Raw genomic sequence first — 16,461 nt, forward strand, 5'->3', positions numbered from 1 at the left:
GAGGCAGTGATGCGTGGCGGTTCGATATCCGGCGTGATCGTGCTCATCTGGCTGGTGATCGGGGTGGTCGCGGCGGTGCAACGCGGCTACTTCGAACGCGACGACACCAACTGTGCCCATGCCGGCACCACGGTCGTGACGGTGATCGCCGGACCGTTGAACTACATTGGCGTCAACCCGAAGATCGACTGCGACCTCCCCGAGCCGTCCGAGTGACCGGACCTTCCGAGTGACCGGACCTTCCGAGTGACCGGACCGGTGCGCTGTCAGTCGTCGGCGAGGTGCGGCGGAAAGCCGCCGGTGGCGATCGGCCCCCAGCGGTCCACGACCATCCGGATCAACGACTTGTCCTGCCGGCGCATCGCCGCGCGGTACTCGTCCCAGTCCGGATGCTCGCCGGCGACGCAGCGGTAGTAGTCGACGAGCCCGTCCAGCGCGTCCGGCATGTCGATCACCGCTGCCACCCCGTCGAGCTGCACCCACGGTCCGTTCCAGTCGTCGGAGACGACACAGGCGGACACCGTCGGGTCACGGCGGATGTTGACCGTTTTCGCCCGGTCCGGGTAGGTGGCGACCAGCAGCCGGCCGTCGGCGTCGACCCCGCAGGTGACCGGGGACGCCTGCGGGCGGCCGTCGGCGCGGGTGGTGATCAGGACCGCCCGGTGCCGGGTCCGCAGAAAATCGACCAGGCCGGCCCGGTCGACGCGGGTGTTCGTCGCGATGGCACGTGCCATGTGTACGGCTCCTCAGGTTCGCCGCAGTCGGCTGCGGAGACGGGTGTGCTGGGCTGTCAGGATGATCGTATGAGCCGTACCGAGATGCCGCCGCCGGAGCCGGTCACCGTCACCGCACCGCGCCCGGTCCGCCGGCCGGTCCTGGTGCAGGGCTGGCACGATCTGGCGTTCCTGCACTGGCCGGTGGACCCGGCGGTGGTCGCTCCGCTGCTGCCGCCGGGCACCCGCCCGGACACCCTCTACGGCACCAGCTATGTCGGGCTGATCGGGTTCCGGATGGTCGGCGTCGGTCTGGGTCCCGGTCCGGGCATCCCGTACCTGGGCACCTTCTGCGAAACGAACGTACGGCTCTACTCGGTCGACGACGCCGGCCGGCGCGGGGTGGTGTTCCGGTCCCTGGACGCGGCCCGGCTGCTGCCGGTGCTGGTGGCGATGGCCATCCTGCGGCTGCCGTACCTGTGGTCGCGGATGCGGCTGGACCGCGCCCACAGTGGCCTTTGCACCGGGCTGAGCTGGTCGACCTGGCCGACGACCTGGTCACCGCCGGCGGGCTGCCGGCACCGGAGGGCCCGCCGGTGAGCGTCCTCTACTCCCCCGGCGTGCCGGTCCGGTTCGGGCGGCCGGTCACCGTCACAGGTCGCGCAACGCGCGGTGCAGCACGTCCCGACTCCGGTCCGGCGGGTCGGCCTCGATGAAAAGCCGCCCGACGGCGGCCGCGTACCGGTCGACCTCCTCCCGCTTGTCCAGGTAGAGCGCGCTGGTCAGGTGCTCCAGGTAGACCACGTCGGGTAGCTCCTGCTCCGGGAAGCGCAGGATGCTGAAGGCCCCGCCGGCTGCCGCGTGCCCGCCGCTGCGGAACCGGACCACCTGCAGCCGTACGCCCGGCTGCTCGCTCGCCTCGGCGAGCGCCTCGATCTGCCCGCGCAGCACCCGCGCTCCGCCGATCGGCCGGCACAGCACCGCCTCGTCGATCACCGCCCAGACGCGGGGTGCGTCGGCCCGGTCCAGCACCCGCTTGCGAGCCATCCGCAGCTCGACCCGGCGGTCCACCTCACGGACACCGGACTCGCTGAACCCGATGTCGATGACCGCGCGGGCGTACTCCTCGGTCTGCAGCAGCCCCGGCACGAACTGGATCTCGTAGGTGCGGATCAGGCTGGCCGCCGACTCCAGGTCCAGGTAGTACTGGAACCAGGTGGGCAGCAGGTCGCCGTACGGATGCCACCAGCCTGGCTGGTTGGTCTCCCGGGCGAGGGTGATCAGCTCGTCGCGTTCCAGGTGGTCGGTTACACCGTAAAGGGTGAGCAGGTCGTCCACGTCGCGTTCCTTGAACCCGACCCGGCCCAGCTCCATCCGACTGATCTTCGACTCGGAGGCCCGGATGGTCCAGCCGGCGTCCTCCCGGCTGATCCCCTTGGCCTCGCGTAGTCGGCGCAGCCGAGCACCGAGCTGCATCCGGCGGACCGTCGGTCCGCCGGCGGCGTACTCCCGGTGCCCGACGACGCTCATCGGCTCACGGCTTACGGCCGACGCCGCAGTACTGGTCGATGGCGGGCGCGTGTGCCTGCTCCGGCTCCGGCCGCCACCGGGTCACCGACACCACCCCCGGCTCCACCAGAGTGAGCCCGTCGAAGAACCGTTCGATCCGATCCGGGCTGCGCAGATGGTACTGCGGGTTCGCGGACTGGTTCCAGATCCGGGCGGCCTCGACCACCCCGGGGCTGGTGTCGCCACCGTCGTAGAGCGCGAGGTGGCTGCCGGACGGCAGGACATCGAGCAGGCTGCGCACGATGTCGCGGGCCTCGTCGTCGGAGGCGATGTGCCCGAGGATGCCCATCAGCATCAGACCGATCGGCTGGCTGAAATCGAGGGTACGGCCGGCTTCGCGCAGGATCGACGCGGGGTCGCGCAGGTCGGCGTCGACGTAGTCGGTCACGCCTTGCGGCGTGCTGGTCAGCAACGCCCGGGCGTGCGCCAGGACCAGCGGGTCGTTGTCGACGTAGACGATCCGGGTCTCCGGAGCCACCGCCTGGGCCACCTCGTGGGTGTTGTCGGCGGTCGGCAGGCCGGTGCCGATGTCCAGGAACTGCCGGATCCCGACCTGCCCGGTCAGGTAGCGCACCGACCGGACCAAGAAGCCCCGGGAGAGCCGGGCATTTTCCACGATCTGCGGGAACGCCGCCCTGATCTGGTCAGCGACCTCGCGGTCGACGGCGTAGTTGTCCTTGCCGCCCAGCCAGTGATTCCAGATCCGGGCCGTCTGCGGCACCGAGGTGTCCAACTTGGGCACCGGGCGCGAGCCGCCATTGGATTCATCGACCATCTGTAGTATCCCTCACGGATCGGGCGTATTCGACGGCTTGCCAGCATAACCACGGCAGATCAACATGACCATGCTCGCATGTGGAAGTTCCAGTCACCGTGCGATGATCAGCTCACGGAGCTGGGCCACCGGCTGCGGCCGGCCATACCGGTAGCCCTGCGCCCGCTGGCAGCCGATCGCCGCGACCGCACCGTGCTGCATCTCGGTCTCCACCCCTTCGGCGACCACCACCAGCCCGAACGCGTCGGCCAGCCGGGTGACCATCTCGACCGTGGCGTAGGCCTTCGGGTCGGGCGAGTCGAGCCGGTCCACGAAAGACCGGTCGATCTTCAGGTCGGTGGCCGGCAGGCGGTGCAGGTAACTCAGCGACGAATAGCCGGTGCCGAAGTCGTCGATCGAGATCCGTACGTCGAGTTCACGCAGCTGGGCGAGTCGGGACAGCACCTCGTCGGTGCTGTCGATCAGTGCCGTCTCGGTCAGCTCCAGGGTCAGCCGGGGGGCGGCCAGCCCGGCCACCGACACTGCCCCGGCCACCATGGCGATCAGATCCGGGCGGCGCAGCTGGGCCGGCGCCAGGTTGACCGCCACCGTGGTGCCGGGCGCCAGCTGCTGCCAGGCGGCCGCGTCGTGGCAGGCAGTGGCGAGCACCCACCGGTCCAGCGGCAGCACCAGACCGGTCTCCTCGGCCAGCGGCAGGAACCGGGCGGGGCTGAGCAGCCCGAGCCGGGGGTGCCGCCACCGCACCAGCGCTTCCGCGCCGCCGATCCGACCGGTGCCGACATCGACGATCGGCTGGTACGCCAGCTCGAACTGGCCGCCGTCGTCGACCGCCCGACGCAGGTCGGCGATCAGTTCGGCCCGGTCGACCGCCGCCCTGCGCAGCTGCGGCGTACAGAACCGGTACGCGGACTTGCCGGCTGCCTTCGCCGCGTACATTGCGATGTCGGCGTCGCGCAGCAGATCGGCGTCGCCGTTGTGGTGCGGCCCGTACTCGGCGATGCCGATGCTCGCCGAGGTGACTGTGCCGTCGGCGAGCACCGCGAGCAGCCGGTCGGCCAGCCCGGCCGGGTCCCGGGCCGGGTCGAGCAGGACGGCGAACTCGTCGCCGCCGAGCCGGGCGAGCAGCCCCGCGTCGCCAACGGCGGACCGCATCCGGGCCGCCACCTCGCTGAGCATCGCGTCCCCGGTGGCGTGACCGAACCGGTCGTTGACCTGTTTGAACCCGTCGAGGTCGAGCAGCAGGACGGCGACGCGGCCCGGCTCGGTCAGTGCCGCGATCGACTGCCGCAGCTGGCGGGTGAACAGCAGCCGGTTCGGCAGCCTGGTCAACTGGTCGGTATAGGCGAGCCGGCGCAGCCGGGCGGCGAGCCGGCGGTTCTCGTTCGCGGCCAGGGCCTGCCGGACGGCCAGCGCGGCGAGCAGCGCGACACCGCTGGCATAGATCACCGACGACGGTTCGCCGGCGGTGAGGACCGCTGCGATCGCCGCGCCGACAGTCAGGTACGGCAGCGCGACCCGCCACCACGGCAGCGGCGGCGGCTCGGCGGTCTCGTCGGTTTGATCGAGGTCGGCTGGGGGCGGGTGCCGGCTGGCCAGCGCGACCAGCAGGTAGCTGAGCGGCCAGCAGACGTCCACCGGGTGACCGGGCTGGTAGGTGCCCTGGGCGATCATCGAAACGTAGACGGCGTCCGCCCCGGCCCGCACCGCGAGGCTGACTCCGAGCAGGGTCAGCGCCGGCCACAGCGGTCGAGCCGGTCCGGCGACCGAGATCAGGACGACAAGCTGGATCAGGTCCAGCATCGGGTAGAACATGCCGAGCGCCGTCGCCGTACCGTCCAGTTCTGCGCTGGCCATGTCCCGGTACACGACCACCCAGGCGACCGGGAGCAGCGCCAGCCCGACGATCACCCCGTCCAGCAGCACCCGGGCCCGGCCGACCGCGCTACGCGGTGCGGAGACCGCGCTGAGCAGCGCGGCGGTTCCGGTGACGAGGCCGGCGAAGAAGATCAGGCCGATCAGTGGGGTGTGTGGCAGTGCGTTGGCGGTGAGCCGGCCGACGGTCCAGACGACCCGGCCGATGGCGGCAAGGGTCATGGTCGTCGCCAGCAGCACCCAGAATCGGCGAAGCTGCGGTGGGTGGCGGCGGGCAGCGATCCCACAGGCGGTGGCGGCGCAACTGGCGACGGTGATTGCGCCGAGGTCGCTGACCAGTGCAGCGGCTGGGCCGCCGGCCAGCAGCCACCCCGCCTCGACGGTGATTGTCAGGACCCCGGCGACGACGGCCCAACGACGCGCCCCGCCAGGTCTGTCTGCTGCCACCGGCGGAATCTATCGTCCGTGACGGATACCGCAAGGCAGGCTGTCGGCGAGTTTACAAGGGACCTGACCGGGTGGACCTTCCATCGCGGCCGGTCAGCCGCTGGCGGACACCCGTCGGTACGGTGCCCGCCAACGGCTCTGCGACGTCCTGTTCGCTCAGCCGGCTGGCTGCTCGGCGATCCCGAAGCGCACGCCGCCGTCGTCGTCCACTGCGGCGTCGAGTGACTTGTCCTGCAGCAGGTTGGCCGCCTCGGCGTCGAGGAAGACACGGGCACCGGACGAATCCACCACCTGGTCGCCCGCGATCGGCTGCTCGGCGACGGTCAGGGTGAGCGACCCGGCGGTCGGGTCGGCCGAGATCCGCAGGCCGGCGCTCTCCGGTGCCTGCTGCTGAGTGGTGATCTCGCGAATCACGAAGACCGCGTTGTCGGTCATGGTCAGCATGACAACTCCTTGATCGGATTTCGGAACTACCGGAAACAGGTGATGGCTCACGCGGCGAGGCGGCTCAGCGGCAATGTCGGGTTTGGGGCTGACGGCGCGGCGGACAGTGCGCGGCGGGCGGTCAGGGCGGGCGGCGGAAGCTCCAGGGACTGGGTCGGTCAGCGGCCGTCTACCCGCCCACCGTGCCGGACATCCACCAATCAGTCAAATCTCCACGTTACCCGACTGTCGCCGATGTGGCTGCCGATCGCGTCGTCGGCGCCGGCCAGCCGGGCGACGGTGACCGGTAAAGCGCCGTCCAGGCGGTATCCCACTCCGTGGACGGTTCGCACCACCGGGAGGTCGTCGCCGAGCTTGGCTCGCAACCGGCGGATGTGCACATCGATACTGCGCGGCCCGGACCGGCGGTGCCCGCAGACCCGGTCGAGCAGCTGGGCCCGGGTGAACACCTGCCGAGGGTGGCTGGCGAAGCAGTGCAGCAGATCGAACTCGCGACGGGTCAGTTGGATCTCGTCGGCTCCGAGCAGCACCATCCTGGCCTCCGGGTAGATCCGTAGTGCGGGGTGCCCGACGGGATGGCCGGCCGGCGGTCCCGCGACCGGGCGGCGGTCGGCACCGGTCAGCACCTGCTCGCCGGCCAGGTGCTCCAGCAGATCCATGAGGTGGGCTCGAAGGGTGGCGTCCATCCGGTTATAATGACAACGGTTTTCATTTCAGTCGAGGGGGCGTGCATGCCGTCACCGTCAGCTCCGGTCGGCCGTACCACCCACCGGGCCGCCACCACCCGCCCGGCGGTCACCGTACTGTCCGGTTTCTGGCCCGCCGCCACGATGGCCGTCGCCCGGACCCTGCTCGCCGCCGACCCGGCCCTGCTCGTCGTCCGCTACGACGTCGGCCCGGCACACGACGGTGCCCCGCACCGGGTGCTCCGCGACGGCACCGGCCCGGTCGAAGACGTCCGCCTCGACCTCGTCGACGGCTGCGTCTGCTGCACCCTGCGGGCGGACGCGCCGACCACGTTGGCCCGGCTCGCCGCCGCCCGACCCGGCCGGGACATCGTGCTGGTCCTGCCCGAAGTGGTCGAACCGGAGACGCTCGCCGCCGCCTGCGCGCACGGCCGGGTGGCCGGGCGAACGGTCTGCGACCTGGTCCGGTTCGACTCGTACGTCACGGTCGTCGCCGCCGACCACCTGCTCGACGGCCTGGCCAGCACCGACGACCTCGGTCAACTCGGCATCGCCGCCGCCCCCGGCGACCGCCGTCGGCTTGCCGACGTGATTGCCCGGCAGATTGAGTACGCCGACACGGTCGTGCTGTGGGGCGGGTCGATTGACCAGGCCTTCGAGACGCACCGGCTTGGTGTGCTGCTGTCCCGGATGGCCCCGTGGGCGGTGCACCTACGGGCCGGCGACCAGCCGACGATCGACGCCACCCGGCTCGCCGGCCAACTGCGGCACACCGACCGGCACCGGCCGGAAACGCCGACGGTCCTGGACCGTGGCGTCGAGGGTCACCTGATCGGGGTGCACGAGCCGGTCGCCGACTGCGGCGTCGTCTCCGCGGTGTTCCGGGCCCGCCGCCCGCTGCACCCCGCCCGGCTGTACGCCGCGTTGGCCGACGTCACGGCGGGTCCGCTGCGGTCCCGTGGGCACCTCTGGCTGGCCAACCGGCCGGAGGCGGTGATCGGCTGGGAGTGCGCCGGCGGCGGACTCACCCTGCGCACCCTCGGCCGGTGGCTGGTCGACCTGCCGGACGAGCAGTGGGAGCAGGCCAGCCCGCAGCGCCGGCTGGCCGCCGCGCTGGACTGGGACCCGTACTACGGCGACCGGCACAGCAACCTGGTCTTCGTAGGCGTCGACTTCGATCCGGTCGACCTGCACCGCCGGCTGGCGGCCTGCCTGCTCACCGACGCCGAACTCGCTGACGGCGAGGCCGGCTGGCGGAACCTGCCGGACCCGTTCACCGGTGGTGGGGTCGGCCCCGGCTGACCCGGCCGGGGCATACGTCAAAGGGCCGGACCCCGGGGTACGGGGTCCGGCCCTTCGCGCTGAGCTTGGGGTGTTTCGGGTCAGCTGTTCCAGTGCTGGGCGACGAGTTCGGCGGCCTGGGTCTCCCACTGCGCGTAGTGGTCCGGGTACGCCGACACCTGGACGGTCTGCGCGGCCTGGGTCAGCGGCATGTCCTGCCAGCCGTCGACGGCCTTGAGCCCGTTCAGGAACGCGGTGGTGGAGTACTCCACGTCGGTGATCTGCTCGACGGTGCCCCAGCCCGACGACGGGCGCTGCTGGAACAGGCCCTGCGAGTCGTGGTCGTTGCGGTCACCGAGGTGGCCCAGGTTCTCCAGCTTTGACTCCTGCAGGGCGGTGGCGATGGCGACCACGGCGGCCCGCTCGTGCATGCCGGCCTTCTTCGTGGCGGCGATGATGCCCTTGACGTTGTCGGTCTGCTCGCCGGACAGGCTGATGCGGGACTGTTCGCCCTGCACGCCGTGCGGGGTGAGCTTGTCGGTGTCGACGCTGTCGCTGCTCGCGGCGGCCGCGGGTGCGGTCAGGGCGGTGGGGGCGTGGTCGGCGGCCAGGGCGGGGGCGGCGACCGCGCCGCCGGCGAGGGTGAGCCCGGCGATGCCGAGGGCGGTGGTGCGCAGGCTGGTACGCAGGGTACGGGTGATGATCGTGGTCATGGGGGTCCACCTTCCGTTTGCCGAGGGGGCACACCCGGCACAGCGGGCGGGTGCGCGGTAAACGGTCATCCGGGTGGTACGGGGGTCAGACGCGGTGGCGCGGGTGCGCTGCTGCGCGCCGTGACCATGTACAACCACGCCGGCCCGTCGACGATTCCCGACCGGGCCCACCCGCCGGGCCGCCCGGCCGGTGCCTGACGGCTACGGGCCTGTGCCTGGTGACCGGCGGCCGGCGGCCTGAGCCGCGGGCCGGATTGCGTGGCGCGACCATGCACAACGACGCCGCCCGCCGGATCATTCCGGCCGGCGGGGTCGGGCGATGGCGTCCGCGTGGCATGCTGCTGACCATGCGTGTGCGGAGCGGCCGATGACCGTGGTGTCCGTCATCAACTACAAAGGTGGCGTCGGGAAGACCACCCTCACTGCCAACATCGGGGCTGAACTCGCGTACCGCGGGCACCGGGTGCTGCTGATCGACCTGGACCCGCAGGCCAGCCTGACCTTCTCCTTCGTCGAACCGACAATGTGGGAACGGGAGCTGGCCGACGAACGGACCATCCTGCAGTGGTTCGGTGACGTGCTGGACCGGGGCGGGGCCGCACCACTGGACCCTTACGTGCTCACCCCGCCCACCGTCAACGAGGTGATCGGTCAGCACAGCGAAGGTCGGCTCGACCTGGTGCCGTCCCATCTGATGCTCACCGACGCCGACCTCGACTTCGCCGCCAGCCTGGGCGGATCTCGGTTCCAGCACGGCAGCCCGCGCTTCCTGTCCCTGCACCGGGCGCTCGCCGATGCGCTCGCCGCACCAGCGTTCACCGACTACCAGGTCGTCCTGGTCGACTGCCCGCCGAACTTCACCATGGTCACCCGCACCGGGGTGGTCGCCAGCGACCACATCCTGATCCCGGCCCGGCCGGACTACCTGTCCACGCTCGGCATCGACTACCTGCGCAAGAAGGTCTCCGAGCTGGTGACCGACTACAACCGGGTCGCGGCGGGCCGGGCCGACCAGATCAGCCCGGAGATCCTCGGCATCGTCTTCACGATGGTCCAGTACACCGGGCACGGGCCGCTGCTGGCGCTGCGCAACTTCATCGGCCATCCTGCGACCATCGAGATCCCGCGCTTCCAGCAGATGATCCGCGACAACAAGACGGTGTTCGCCTCCGCCGGTGAGCACGGCCTGCCCGCGGTCCTGATGCCGGACGCGAACGTCAACGTCCAGTACGAGTTGCAACAGCTCGCCAGCGAGTTCCTCGCCAAGATCCGCCCGTAGGAGAGTCCTGTGACCAGCGCCGCCGACCTGTCCCACGCCGTCCTGATCCGGGTCGCGGACTTCCTCCGTACCCTGCCGCCGGAGCAACTGGCCGCACTCGCCGACGGCACCGCGCAGCTGACGGTCGCCACCGCCACCGCCACCGCCGGGCCACAGCAGCCTGCGGCACCGGCACCGGCACCGACCCGCCGGAGCCGGGCCGTCAAGGCGGCGAAGCCGGCGGTCGTCGTCGACAGCGACCGGATCCGCGCCGACCTGGCGGCGATCGACGACCGGGTGGCCGCCGGACGCTACCTCGACGATCTCGGGCTGAAGGTCGCCGAGCTACGGGCCCTGGCCACCGAACTCGGGGTGGCGTTGCCGAGCCGGGCCGCCAAGTCCGTCATCCAGCAGAACATCGTCCAGGCGACCGTCGGCCGGCGGCTCACCTCGGCGGTGCTCAGCCGCCCCGCCAGCAGCTCCTGACGACAGCGCAGCACCGCCCGGTCACTAGCTCCGCACTGTGGCAAGTCGGTTGCGGATGGTCAGTCGCCGAGCTGGCGGCGTACCTCGTCGATGACTTCCGCCCAGTGTGCGGCCGGCGCGCCGGCGCGCAACTGACCGGCCAGGTGCTCGGCGAGCAGCCGGGTGGACCGTTCGGTGAATTCGGACTGGTCGTCGGCCGAACCCGGATCCGGGCGGTACGGCGTGTTCAGCGGCAGGGGGTCGCCGACGCAGACCACGTCCAGGTGGCCGGTGGTGCGGGTCAACGCGACGTACAGCATCCGGTGGCCGCGTTCGTCGTCGGCGACAATCTGCTCCGGCTCGACGACCACCACGGCGTCGAACTCCAGGCCTTTCGCCTCGGCCGGGCTGACCAGATTGATCGCCGCGCCGAGATCGCCCTGCTGGGCGCTGCTCCAGGCGATCTCGTTGTCGGCGAGCGCCGCCTCGACCTCGCGGCGGCAGCGCGGCGGGCAGACGACGCCGACGAACGCGCCCCGCGCGGCGTGCTCGCCGGCCACCGCGACGACCCGACCGGCCCGATCGGTGAGCCCGACCCGATGCACGCCGGGTTCAGCCGGACCGTCCCGGACCACCTCCGGTGGTGTCACGCCGGGCGCGGCGACCTTCAGCAGCCGGGCGGCGAACTGGTACGCCTGGCGGGGCACCCGGTAGCCGTACCGCAGCGGCGCGACCCGCACCGGGCAGGTCGACGGCAGATGCCGGGTCACCTCGTCCCAGCTGTCCCGGGCCCAACCGCCGGTCGACTGGGCCAGGTCGCCGACGACCGTGCACGAGCCGGTGCGGCTGCGCCGGGCCACCGCCCGCAACTGCATCGGTGACAGGTCCTGCGCCTCGTCTACCACCACGTGCCCGTACCGGCGCGACGGCCCGCCGTCGATCAGCTGGTCCAGCTCGTCGAGCAGCGGCAGGTCGGCGGCGGACCAGATCTCCTCGGAGATCCGGTCGGCGCCGCGCCGGTGCAGCAGCGCCAACTCGTCGGCGGTCAGCCCGTCGGCGGCCGAGCCAGTGGCGGCAGCCGCCGGGCCGGCGGCGGTGCGCAGCCGGGGCCGGGACGCCAGCAGGCCGCGCAGGAACGCCGCCGGGCTCTGCTGCGGCCAGAGCCGCTCGACCAGGTTGGCCAGCGCCGGTTCGCCGCGCGGGTCGACGCCTGACCGGTCCTGGACCAGGTCGGCGAGCCGGTCACGGAACAGCTGACGGCGACCGTTGTACGGCAGGTCGGCCGCGGCGGCGGCGTCGAGTGCCTGCTGCACCTGCTCGCCGGGCAGGGTGACGAACCGGCTGCCCAGCAGCAGCCGCTCCGCCGGGTCCGGGGTGCCGATCCGGTTGCGCAGCGCCCGGTCGAGCAGGCCGGCCATCCGGGCGTCGCCCTTGATCCGGGCCACCGCCGCCGGCTCGGCCCGGCCACGCCGTACCGTCGGGGCGAGCCGGCTGATGTCGCGCAGCTCGACCTCGGCGTCGCCGAGCCCGGGCAGCACCTGGCCGATGTAGCGCATGAACGTCGGGTGCGGGCCGACCACGAGTACGTCGTCGGCGGTCAGCTCGGAGTGCTGGAACAACAGCCAGGAGACCCGGTGCAGGGCGATGGCGGTCTTGCCGGTGCCCGGGCCGCCCTCGATCACCAGGACCTGCTGCAGCGGGGCACGGATCAGTTCGTACTGGGCGGCCTGGATGGTGGCGACGATGTCGCGCAGGGTGCCGGTGCGGCCCCGGGCCAGCTCGGTGAGCAGCTGCGCGTCGACGCCGGCCCGACCCGACCCATCGGTCGACCCGCCCGCGATCCCGGCGGCGATCCCGGCGAACAGGACGTCGTCGAGGTGGTCGATGACGTTGCCGGTGCACTGGAATCCGCGTTTGCGCGCCAGGCCCTGGGGCTCGTCGGGGCTGGCGGTGAAGTAGCGGGCCGCGGCCGGCGACTGCCAGTTGATCACCAGCGGGTCGCCGCCGTCGGGCGAGCCGATCAGGTGCCGCCCGAGGTAGTACGCCTCGCCGGACTCGTCGTCGATGCGGCCGAACGCGACCGCGTCGGCGGCGCCGCCGAGAGCCCGGGTGACGGCTTCGGCGTGGTGGCGCAGTCGGGCGGCGGTGGCCCGGTCGGCCCCGCTGCGGGCCAGCGAGCCGAGTGCGGCCACCCGCCGGTCGCGTTCCCGGGCGGCGGCGTCGAAGTACGCCTGTTCGGCGGCGATCTCCGCTGACATGTCGGCCATGTGCACGCTCCCCGGGTCGGCAGACCCGGCACACCGTACCGGTGCGGGCGGGAGCCGGACAGCCCCCGAGTGTGCAGGACCGCCGACCCGGGACGCGGTGGTCCCGGGTAGGTGGGCGAGCCGTGCCGTCGTTCGTCGGCTCTGCCGATCAGACGAAGTTCACGTCACTGCACCACATGTAGGCCTGGTCGAGGTGGGACGCCTGCCAGATCACGAAGACAATGTGGTGTCCGGTGTAACCGGAGGTCGAAACGTTGAAGCTGATGTTCTGTGCCGGCGCGTACCGGCCGGTCTGGGTGATGAAGTCGAGGTTTCCCCACCCGAGCCGCTGGGTAGCGGGGTTGAACCCGTTCTTGCTCACGTAGACCCGGAAGAAGTCGGCGCCATGGCTGGCCTGGTCGTACAACTGGATCGTGAAGTTGCGACCGACGTTGGTCTTCTTCCACTGTCCGGGCTGGTTCAGGCTGTTGTTCCGGGAGAGGGCGTTGCTGCACAGCTGACCATCGGGGGTGCGGCCCTGGAAGCTGCCGCCGAGCCCGTCGCGCAGCGCGCTCATCCAGTTCCACATGGTGTCCGGGTTGGCCTGGAAGGCCTGCCAGCACATCGGGTCCTGCTGCTGCATGGCCGGGTTCATGTGCTGGTGTCCCCAGTCCTGCCAGCACTGGTAGGCGCGGCTCGCCGGGTTGACGATGGTGCCGTGAGCCTGCGCCGCGCCGGTGAACGGCAGCATGCCGGCCATCAGGGCGAGCAGCAGAAAAAGCGCTCGAACAGGCTGGCGGGCGGCCGGTCGGGATCGCCGACCGCGTTGATCGAGGTTGCGTGAACGCACGGTACATCCTCCGTTCCTGGGCGCTCATACGGGTGCGGGCGCTTCCACCCGACTATCGCACCCATTGGTCTAGATATCAATGATTGTCTATAGATATCTGTTATTGTCGGACTGCCCGGAGGCGCCCCCGCAACGACTCCGGGCAGTTCCCGATCCAGGAAAGCGTTGATCTGGCAATCAGCGATCAACAGTTGCCGACCTAGTCGGCCGCCAGCGACTCGACGACCGGTTGACGCAGCGCCCGGCGGGCCGGCAGCAGCGCGGCGACCGCCGCCACCGCGACGACGACCCCGAGCTGCGTCCAGGGCAGGTCCAGCCGGAAGATGTCGTCCTCGGCGCTGTTGAGCACGGCGAGCGCGCTCGCCGCCCCGGCCACCCCGATAGCGATGCCGCACGCCGTACCGCTGACCGCCGTCAGCACCGCCTCGGTGGCGAGCATCCGGCGCAGCTGGCCCCGGGTCAGACCGACGGCCCGCAGTAAGGCGTTCTCCCGGGTCCGTTCGACCACCGACAGGGTCAGGGTGTTGGCCAGACCGAGCAGCGAGATGAGGATCGCCAGGGCCAGCAGCGCCAGCACGAACCGCAGCACCGTGTCGACGGTACTGGTCCGCGCCTCGGCGTACGCCGCCCGATCGACGAACGCCACGAACGGATAGCTGACGACGATCGACTCCACCGCCTCGCGGGCGGCCTCGGCACCGACGCCGGCTGCCGGGTCGAGCTGCACCAGCCAGGTGTCGATGTCGGGGTAGGCGGCGGTGACGTCGATCACCCGGCCCGGCCCGAAGTCCCGCACGTCCCCGTCGGCCACCGCCAGCTCCGCCTTGGTCAGCAGGTCGGGGTGGCCGGCGGCCACGTCGAAACCGCCCGGAGCGCCGTACACCTCGGCGCCGTCGAGCACCACGCCGAGTTCCGGTAGGTCACGAAGCCGGTCGATCAGCTCGGGCGGCACCGGGTCCAGGTCGGACTGCACCAGGAAGGCGGCTCCGATCCGGACGTCAACCTCCCGCTCCACCGCTCGTTTGACGCTGTGCCCGCCGACCGAGAACGCTGTCACCAGCCCGATGCCGATCACCAGCGCCATCGCGGTGGCAGCTGCCGGTCAGGCCGTACGGGCCGTTGGCGAGCACCCACGCGGAACCGACGACGGCGACGATGGCCAGGTCGAACAGCAGCTCGCGGCCGCGGATCATCCAGCTCGGCGGGGTCGGGGTCGGCATGCTACGAGCGTACCCAGGTCAGGCACTGGACCCGGCCGACCGTTGGCCCGGGTCAGGCGTTGGACTTGCCGACCATGGCTCCGGCGATCACCCGGTCCATGCCGGGCAGCCCGGCGGCGGCCAACGCGGCCCGCCGTACGTGCAGCCACCACCGGTGCTCCGGCACGAACCAGCGGACCCCGCGCCGGGCCACCTGCTGTTTGTCGGTGACGACCGGCCGCATCGCGGTCTCGTAGCGGCGCAGCGCTATCGCCAGCACGCCGGGGTCGGCGCCGGCGGCGGGGTCGAGTGCCCGGGTCAGCTCGGCGGCGAGGGTCTGCGCCCCGGCGACGGCCAGCGAGGCGCCCTGCCCGGCGAGCAGGGACACCGCCTGGCAGGCGTCGCCGACCAGGACCACCCGGCCCTGGCTCCAGGCCGGCATCTCGATCTGGGCGACCTGGTCGTAGTAGATGTCGTCGGCGGGTGGACAGGCGGCGAGCGCCCGCGGGGCGATCCAGCCGAGGCCGGCGTACTCCTGCCGCAGGGCCGACCGGGGATCGGCCGGCAGCTGCGGGTCGGTGGTCCGGTGCACGGCGAAGACGGCGATCCGCCCGTCGCGCAGCACGTAGCAGCCGAGCTGGCGCCGGGTGCTGTCGGTGAGGGCGAACTCGTCGCCGATGGCGTCGCGGGCCGCCGGGTCGTCGAACACCCAGGCGGCGGTGTGGAAGCCGAGGTGGCGCAGGTAGTGCCGTTCGTCGCCGAAGGTCAGCCGACGGACGGTGGAGTGGATGCCGTCGGCACCGACCAGCAGGTCGGCCCGGTGGACGGTGCCGTCGACGGCGGTGGCGTCGACCCGGTCGGCGCGGTGGTCGATGCGGGCCAGCCGGCTGCCGTAGCGCAGCGCGACCCGGCCTGGCAGCGCCTCGCGCAGGATCCGTTCCAGGTCGGGACGCATGATGCTGACCAGCCGACCGTCGACGATGCCGGCGAACCGGGAGTAGCTGAGGCTGGCCCGGCGGCGGCCCTGATCGTCCCGGTAGGTCAGCGCGGTGACCTGGTAGCCGTACTCGTGCAGTTGCGGCAGCAGCCGCATCCGTTCGATCGCGTCGTAGCCCGGCCCGAAGAAGTCGATCATGTAGCCCTCGGTACGCGGCGCCGGCGCCTGTTCGAGGACGGTCACCGCCCAGCCGGCGGCGTCCAGCCGGTGGGCCAGGGCCAGCCCGGCGATCCCGGCGCCGCAGATGACCGCCTTCACTGTCGGTCCCCTTCCGTCGTGGCGTTGTCGGTGGTGCTCATGCTGAGCTGTCGGTGATGTCGTTGGTGACCAGGCGGATCAGCGGTCCGGCGACCGCGTCCGAGGTGAGGCCGGATGACAGTGGACGGTGCAGCATGAGGCCGTCGAGGGCGGCGGCCAGCACTGCGGCGCTGCCCGGCGGGTCGGCGACGCCGTGGCCGGCCAGCCAGTCGGCGATCCGGCCGCGCAGCCCGTCGAGGATGCCGGTCAGCACCTGGCGCAGCTCGGCGTCGCGGGCGGCGGCCAGGTACACCTCGGCGAACAGCAGCGAGGTCGGGTCGGTGCCGGAGTATCCGTCGAGGGCGGCGAGCAGAGCCCGTACTCCGGCCTCGGGGCTCACGGCCCCGGTGAGCAGGGTGTCCAGCTCGCCGGCGAGGTCGGTCATCGTGCCGGTGGCCGCCTCGATCAGCAGCGCCCGCACCGAGGCGTAGTGGTAGTGGACCAGCCCGGGGGCGACCCCGGCCCGGTCGGCAACGAGCCGGGTGCTGACGGCGGCCCAGCCGCGCTCGGCGATCAACGCGACGGCGGCGGCGCGCAGCCGGGCCCGTACCTGCCGGCCGCGTTCGGCGGCGGTCTGCGTCACGTCTCACCTCCGGAACGGCGACTGTTGGGCGATTGCCCTGGACGCTCGTATTGGGCGACCGCCCAA

16 protein-coding genes and 1 pseudogene are annotated in these 16,461 nt (G+C 71.8%); 5 read left to right on the forward strand and 12 right to left on the reverse strand.

Translation table 11 applies throughout. The features are described from left to right. The first annotated feature begins 9 nt into the window (after positions 1–9). Positions 10–216: a hypothetical protein gene (locus O7553_RS21900; RefSeq protein ID WP_281551554.1), complete on the forward strand. Its 207-nt coding sequence runs from the start codon at positions 10–12 to the stop codon at positions 214–216. A 50-nt stretch (positions 217–266) separates the two neighbouring features. Here the strand turns inward: O7553_RS21900 and O7553_RS21905 are convergent, their stop codons facing one another. Further along, a complete protein-coding gene (locus O7553_RS21905) occupies positions 267–734 on the reverse strand; it encodes a PPOX class F420-dependent oxidoreductase (protein ID WP_281551555.1) in 468 nt (155 codons plus the stop codon). 84 nt (positions 735–818) lie between these two features. Here O7553_RS21905 and O7553_RS21910 point away from each other — a divergent pair. Continuing rightward, a pseudogene (locus O7553_RS21910) lies at positions 819–1,429 on the forward strand (DUF2071 domain-containing protein). Here O7553_RS21910 and O7553_RS21915 read toward each other — a convergent pair. From O7553_RS21915 to O7553_RS21935, 5 genes are all read right to left on the reverse strand, one after another. Continuing rightward, on the reverse strand, positions 1,365–2,243 hold the full coding sequence (locus O7553_RS21915; RefSeq protein ID WP_281551556.1) for a helix-turn-helix transcriptional regulator: 879 nt from the start codon (positions 2,241–2,243) through the stop codon (positions 1,365–1,367). The pseudogene O7553_RS21910 and the gene O7553_RS21915 overlap by 65 nt on opposite strands. 4 nt (positions 2,244–2,247) lie before the next feature. After that, positions 2,248–3,057 (reverse strand): SAM-dependent methyltransferase, encoded by an 810-nt coding sequence (locus O7553_RS21920; RefSeq protein WP_281551557.1) that lies wholly within the window; start codon positions 3,055–3,057, stop codon positions 2,248–2,250. 93 nt (positions 3,058–3,150) lie between these two features. Then, positions 3,151–5,376 carry a bifunctional diguanylate cyclase/phosphodiesterase gene (locus tag O7553_RS21925; RefSeq protein ID WP_281551558.1) on the reverse strand — a complete coding sequence of 742 codons (2,226 nt, stop codon included), beginning with the start codon at positions 5,374–5,376 and terminating at the stop codon, positions 3,151–3,153. A gap of 156 nt (positions 5,377–5,532) precedes the next feature. Next, the gene (locus O7553_RS21930) at positions 5,533–5,820 is read right to left on the reverse strand and encodes an adhesin (RefSeq protein ID WP_123603598.1); all 288 of its coding nucleotides are present in this window, start codon (positions 5,818–5,820) and stop codon (positions 5,533–5,535) included. A gap of 200 nt (positions 5,821–6,020) precedes the next feature. After that, entirely contained in the window at positions 6,021–6,506 is a 486-nt protein-coding gene (locus tag O7553_RS21935) for a winged helix-turn-helix domain-containing protein (protein WP_281551559.1), read from the reverse strand. 45 nt (positions 6,507–6,551) lie between these two features. Here O7553_RS21935 and O7553_RS21940 point away from each other — a divergent pair, with 45 nt between their 5' ends. Beyond that, on the forward strand, positions 6,552–7,808 hold the full coding sequence (locus O7553_RS21940) for a GTP-binding protein (protein ID WP_281551560.1): 1,257 nt from the start codon (positions 6,552–6,554) through the stop codon (positions 7,806–7,808). An 80-nt stretch (positions 7,809–7,888) separates the two neighbouring features. Here the strand turns inward: O7553_RS21940 and O7553_RS21945 are convergent, their stop codons facing one another. Next, positions 7,889–8,476: a hypothetical protein gene (locus O7553_RS21945; protein WP_281555700.1), complete on the reverse strand. Its 588-nt coding sequence runs from the start codon at positions 8,474–8,476 to the stop codon at positions 7,889–7,891. A 391-nt stretch (positions 8,477–8,867) separates the two neighbouring features. On the opposite strand from O7553_RS21945, the gene O7553_RS21950 reads away from it, so the two are divergent. Continuing rightward, positions 8,868–9,779 carry a ParA family protein gene (locus O7553_RS21950; protein WP_281551561.1) on the forward strand — a complete coding sequence of 304 codons (912 nt, stop codon included), beginning with the start codon at positions 8,868–8,870 and terminating at the stop codon, positions 9,777–9,779. 9 nt (positions 9,780–9,788) lie between these two features. Continuing rightward, a complete protein-coding gene (locus O7553_RS21955) occupies positions 9,789–10,244 on the forward strand; it encodes a hypothetical protein (protein ID WP_281551562.1) in 456 nt (151 codons plus the stop codon). Positions 10,245–10,303: 59 nt separating this feature from the next. Here O7553_RS21955 and O7553_RS21960 read toward each other — a convergent pair whose 3' ends face one another. From O7553_RS21960 to O7553_RS21980, 5 genes are all read right to left on the reverse strand, one after another. Continuing rightward, entirely contained in the window at positions 10,304–12,490 is a 2,187-nt protein-coding gene (locus O7553_RS21960; RefSeq protein WP_281551563.1) for an ATP-binding domain-containing protein, read from the reverse strand. 148 nt (positions 12,491–12,638) lie between these two features. Next, entirely contained in the window at positions 12,639–13,319 is a 681-nt protein-coding gene (locus tag O7553_RS21965) for a lytic polysaccharide monooxygenase (RefSeq protein WP_281551564.1), read from the reverse strand. A gap of 199 nt (positions 13,320–13,518) precedes the next feature. Continuing rightward, the gene (locus O7553_RS21970) at positions 13,519–14,403 is read right to left on the reverse strand and encodes an FtsX-like permease family protein (protein ID WP_281551565.1); all 885 of its coding nucleotides are present in this window, start codon (positions 14,401–14,403) and stop codon (positions 13,519–13,521) included. Positions 14,404–14,591: 188 nt separating this feature from the next. After that, positions 14,592–15,773, reverse strand: a complete 1,182-nt coding sequence (locus O7553_RS21975) for an FAD-dependent oxidoreductase (RefSeq protein WP_281551566.1) — start codon at positions 15,771–15,773, stop codon at positions 14,592–14,594. A 37-nt stretch (positions 15,774–15,810) separates the two neighbouring features. After that, positions 15,811–16,395 (reverse strand): TetR family transcriptional regulator, encoded by a 585-nt coding sequence (locus O7553_RS21980; RefSeq protein ID WP_281551567.1) that lies wholly within the window; start codon positions 16,393–16,395, stop codon positions 15,811–15,813. Positions 16,396–16,461 lie beyond the last annotated feature (66 nt).

The organism is Solwaraspora sp. WMMA2059 (genome assembly GCF_027497315.1).
Lineage (GTDB): Bacteria > Actinomycetota > Actinomycetes > Mycobacteriales > Micromonosporaceae > Micromonospora_E.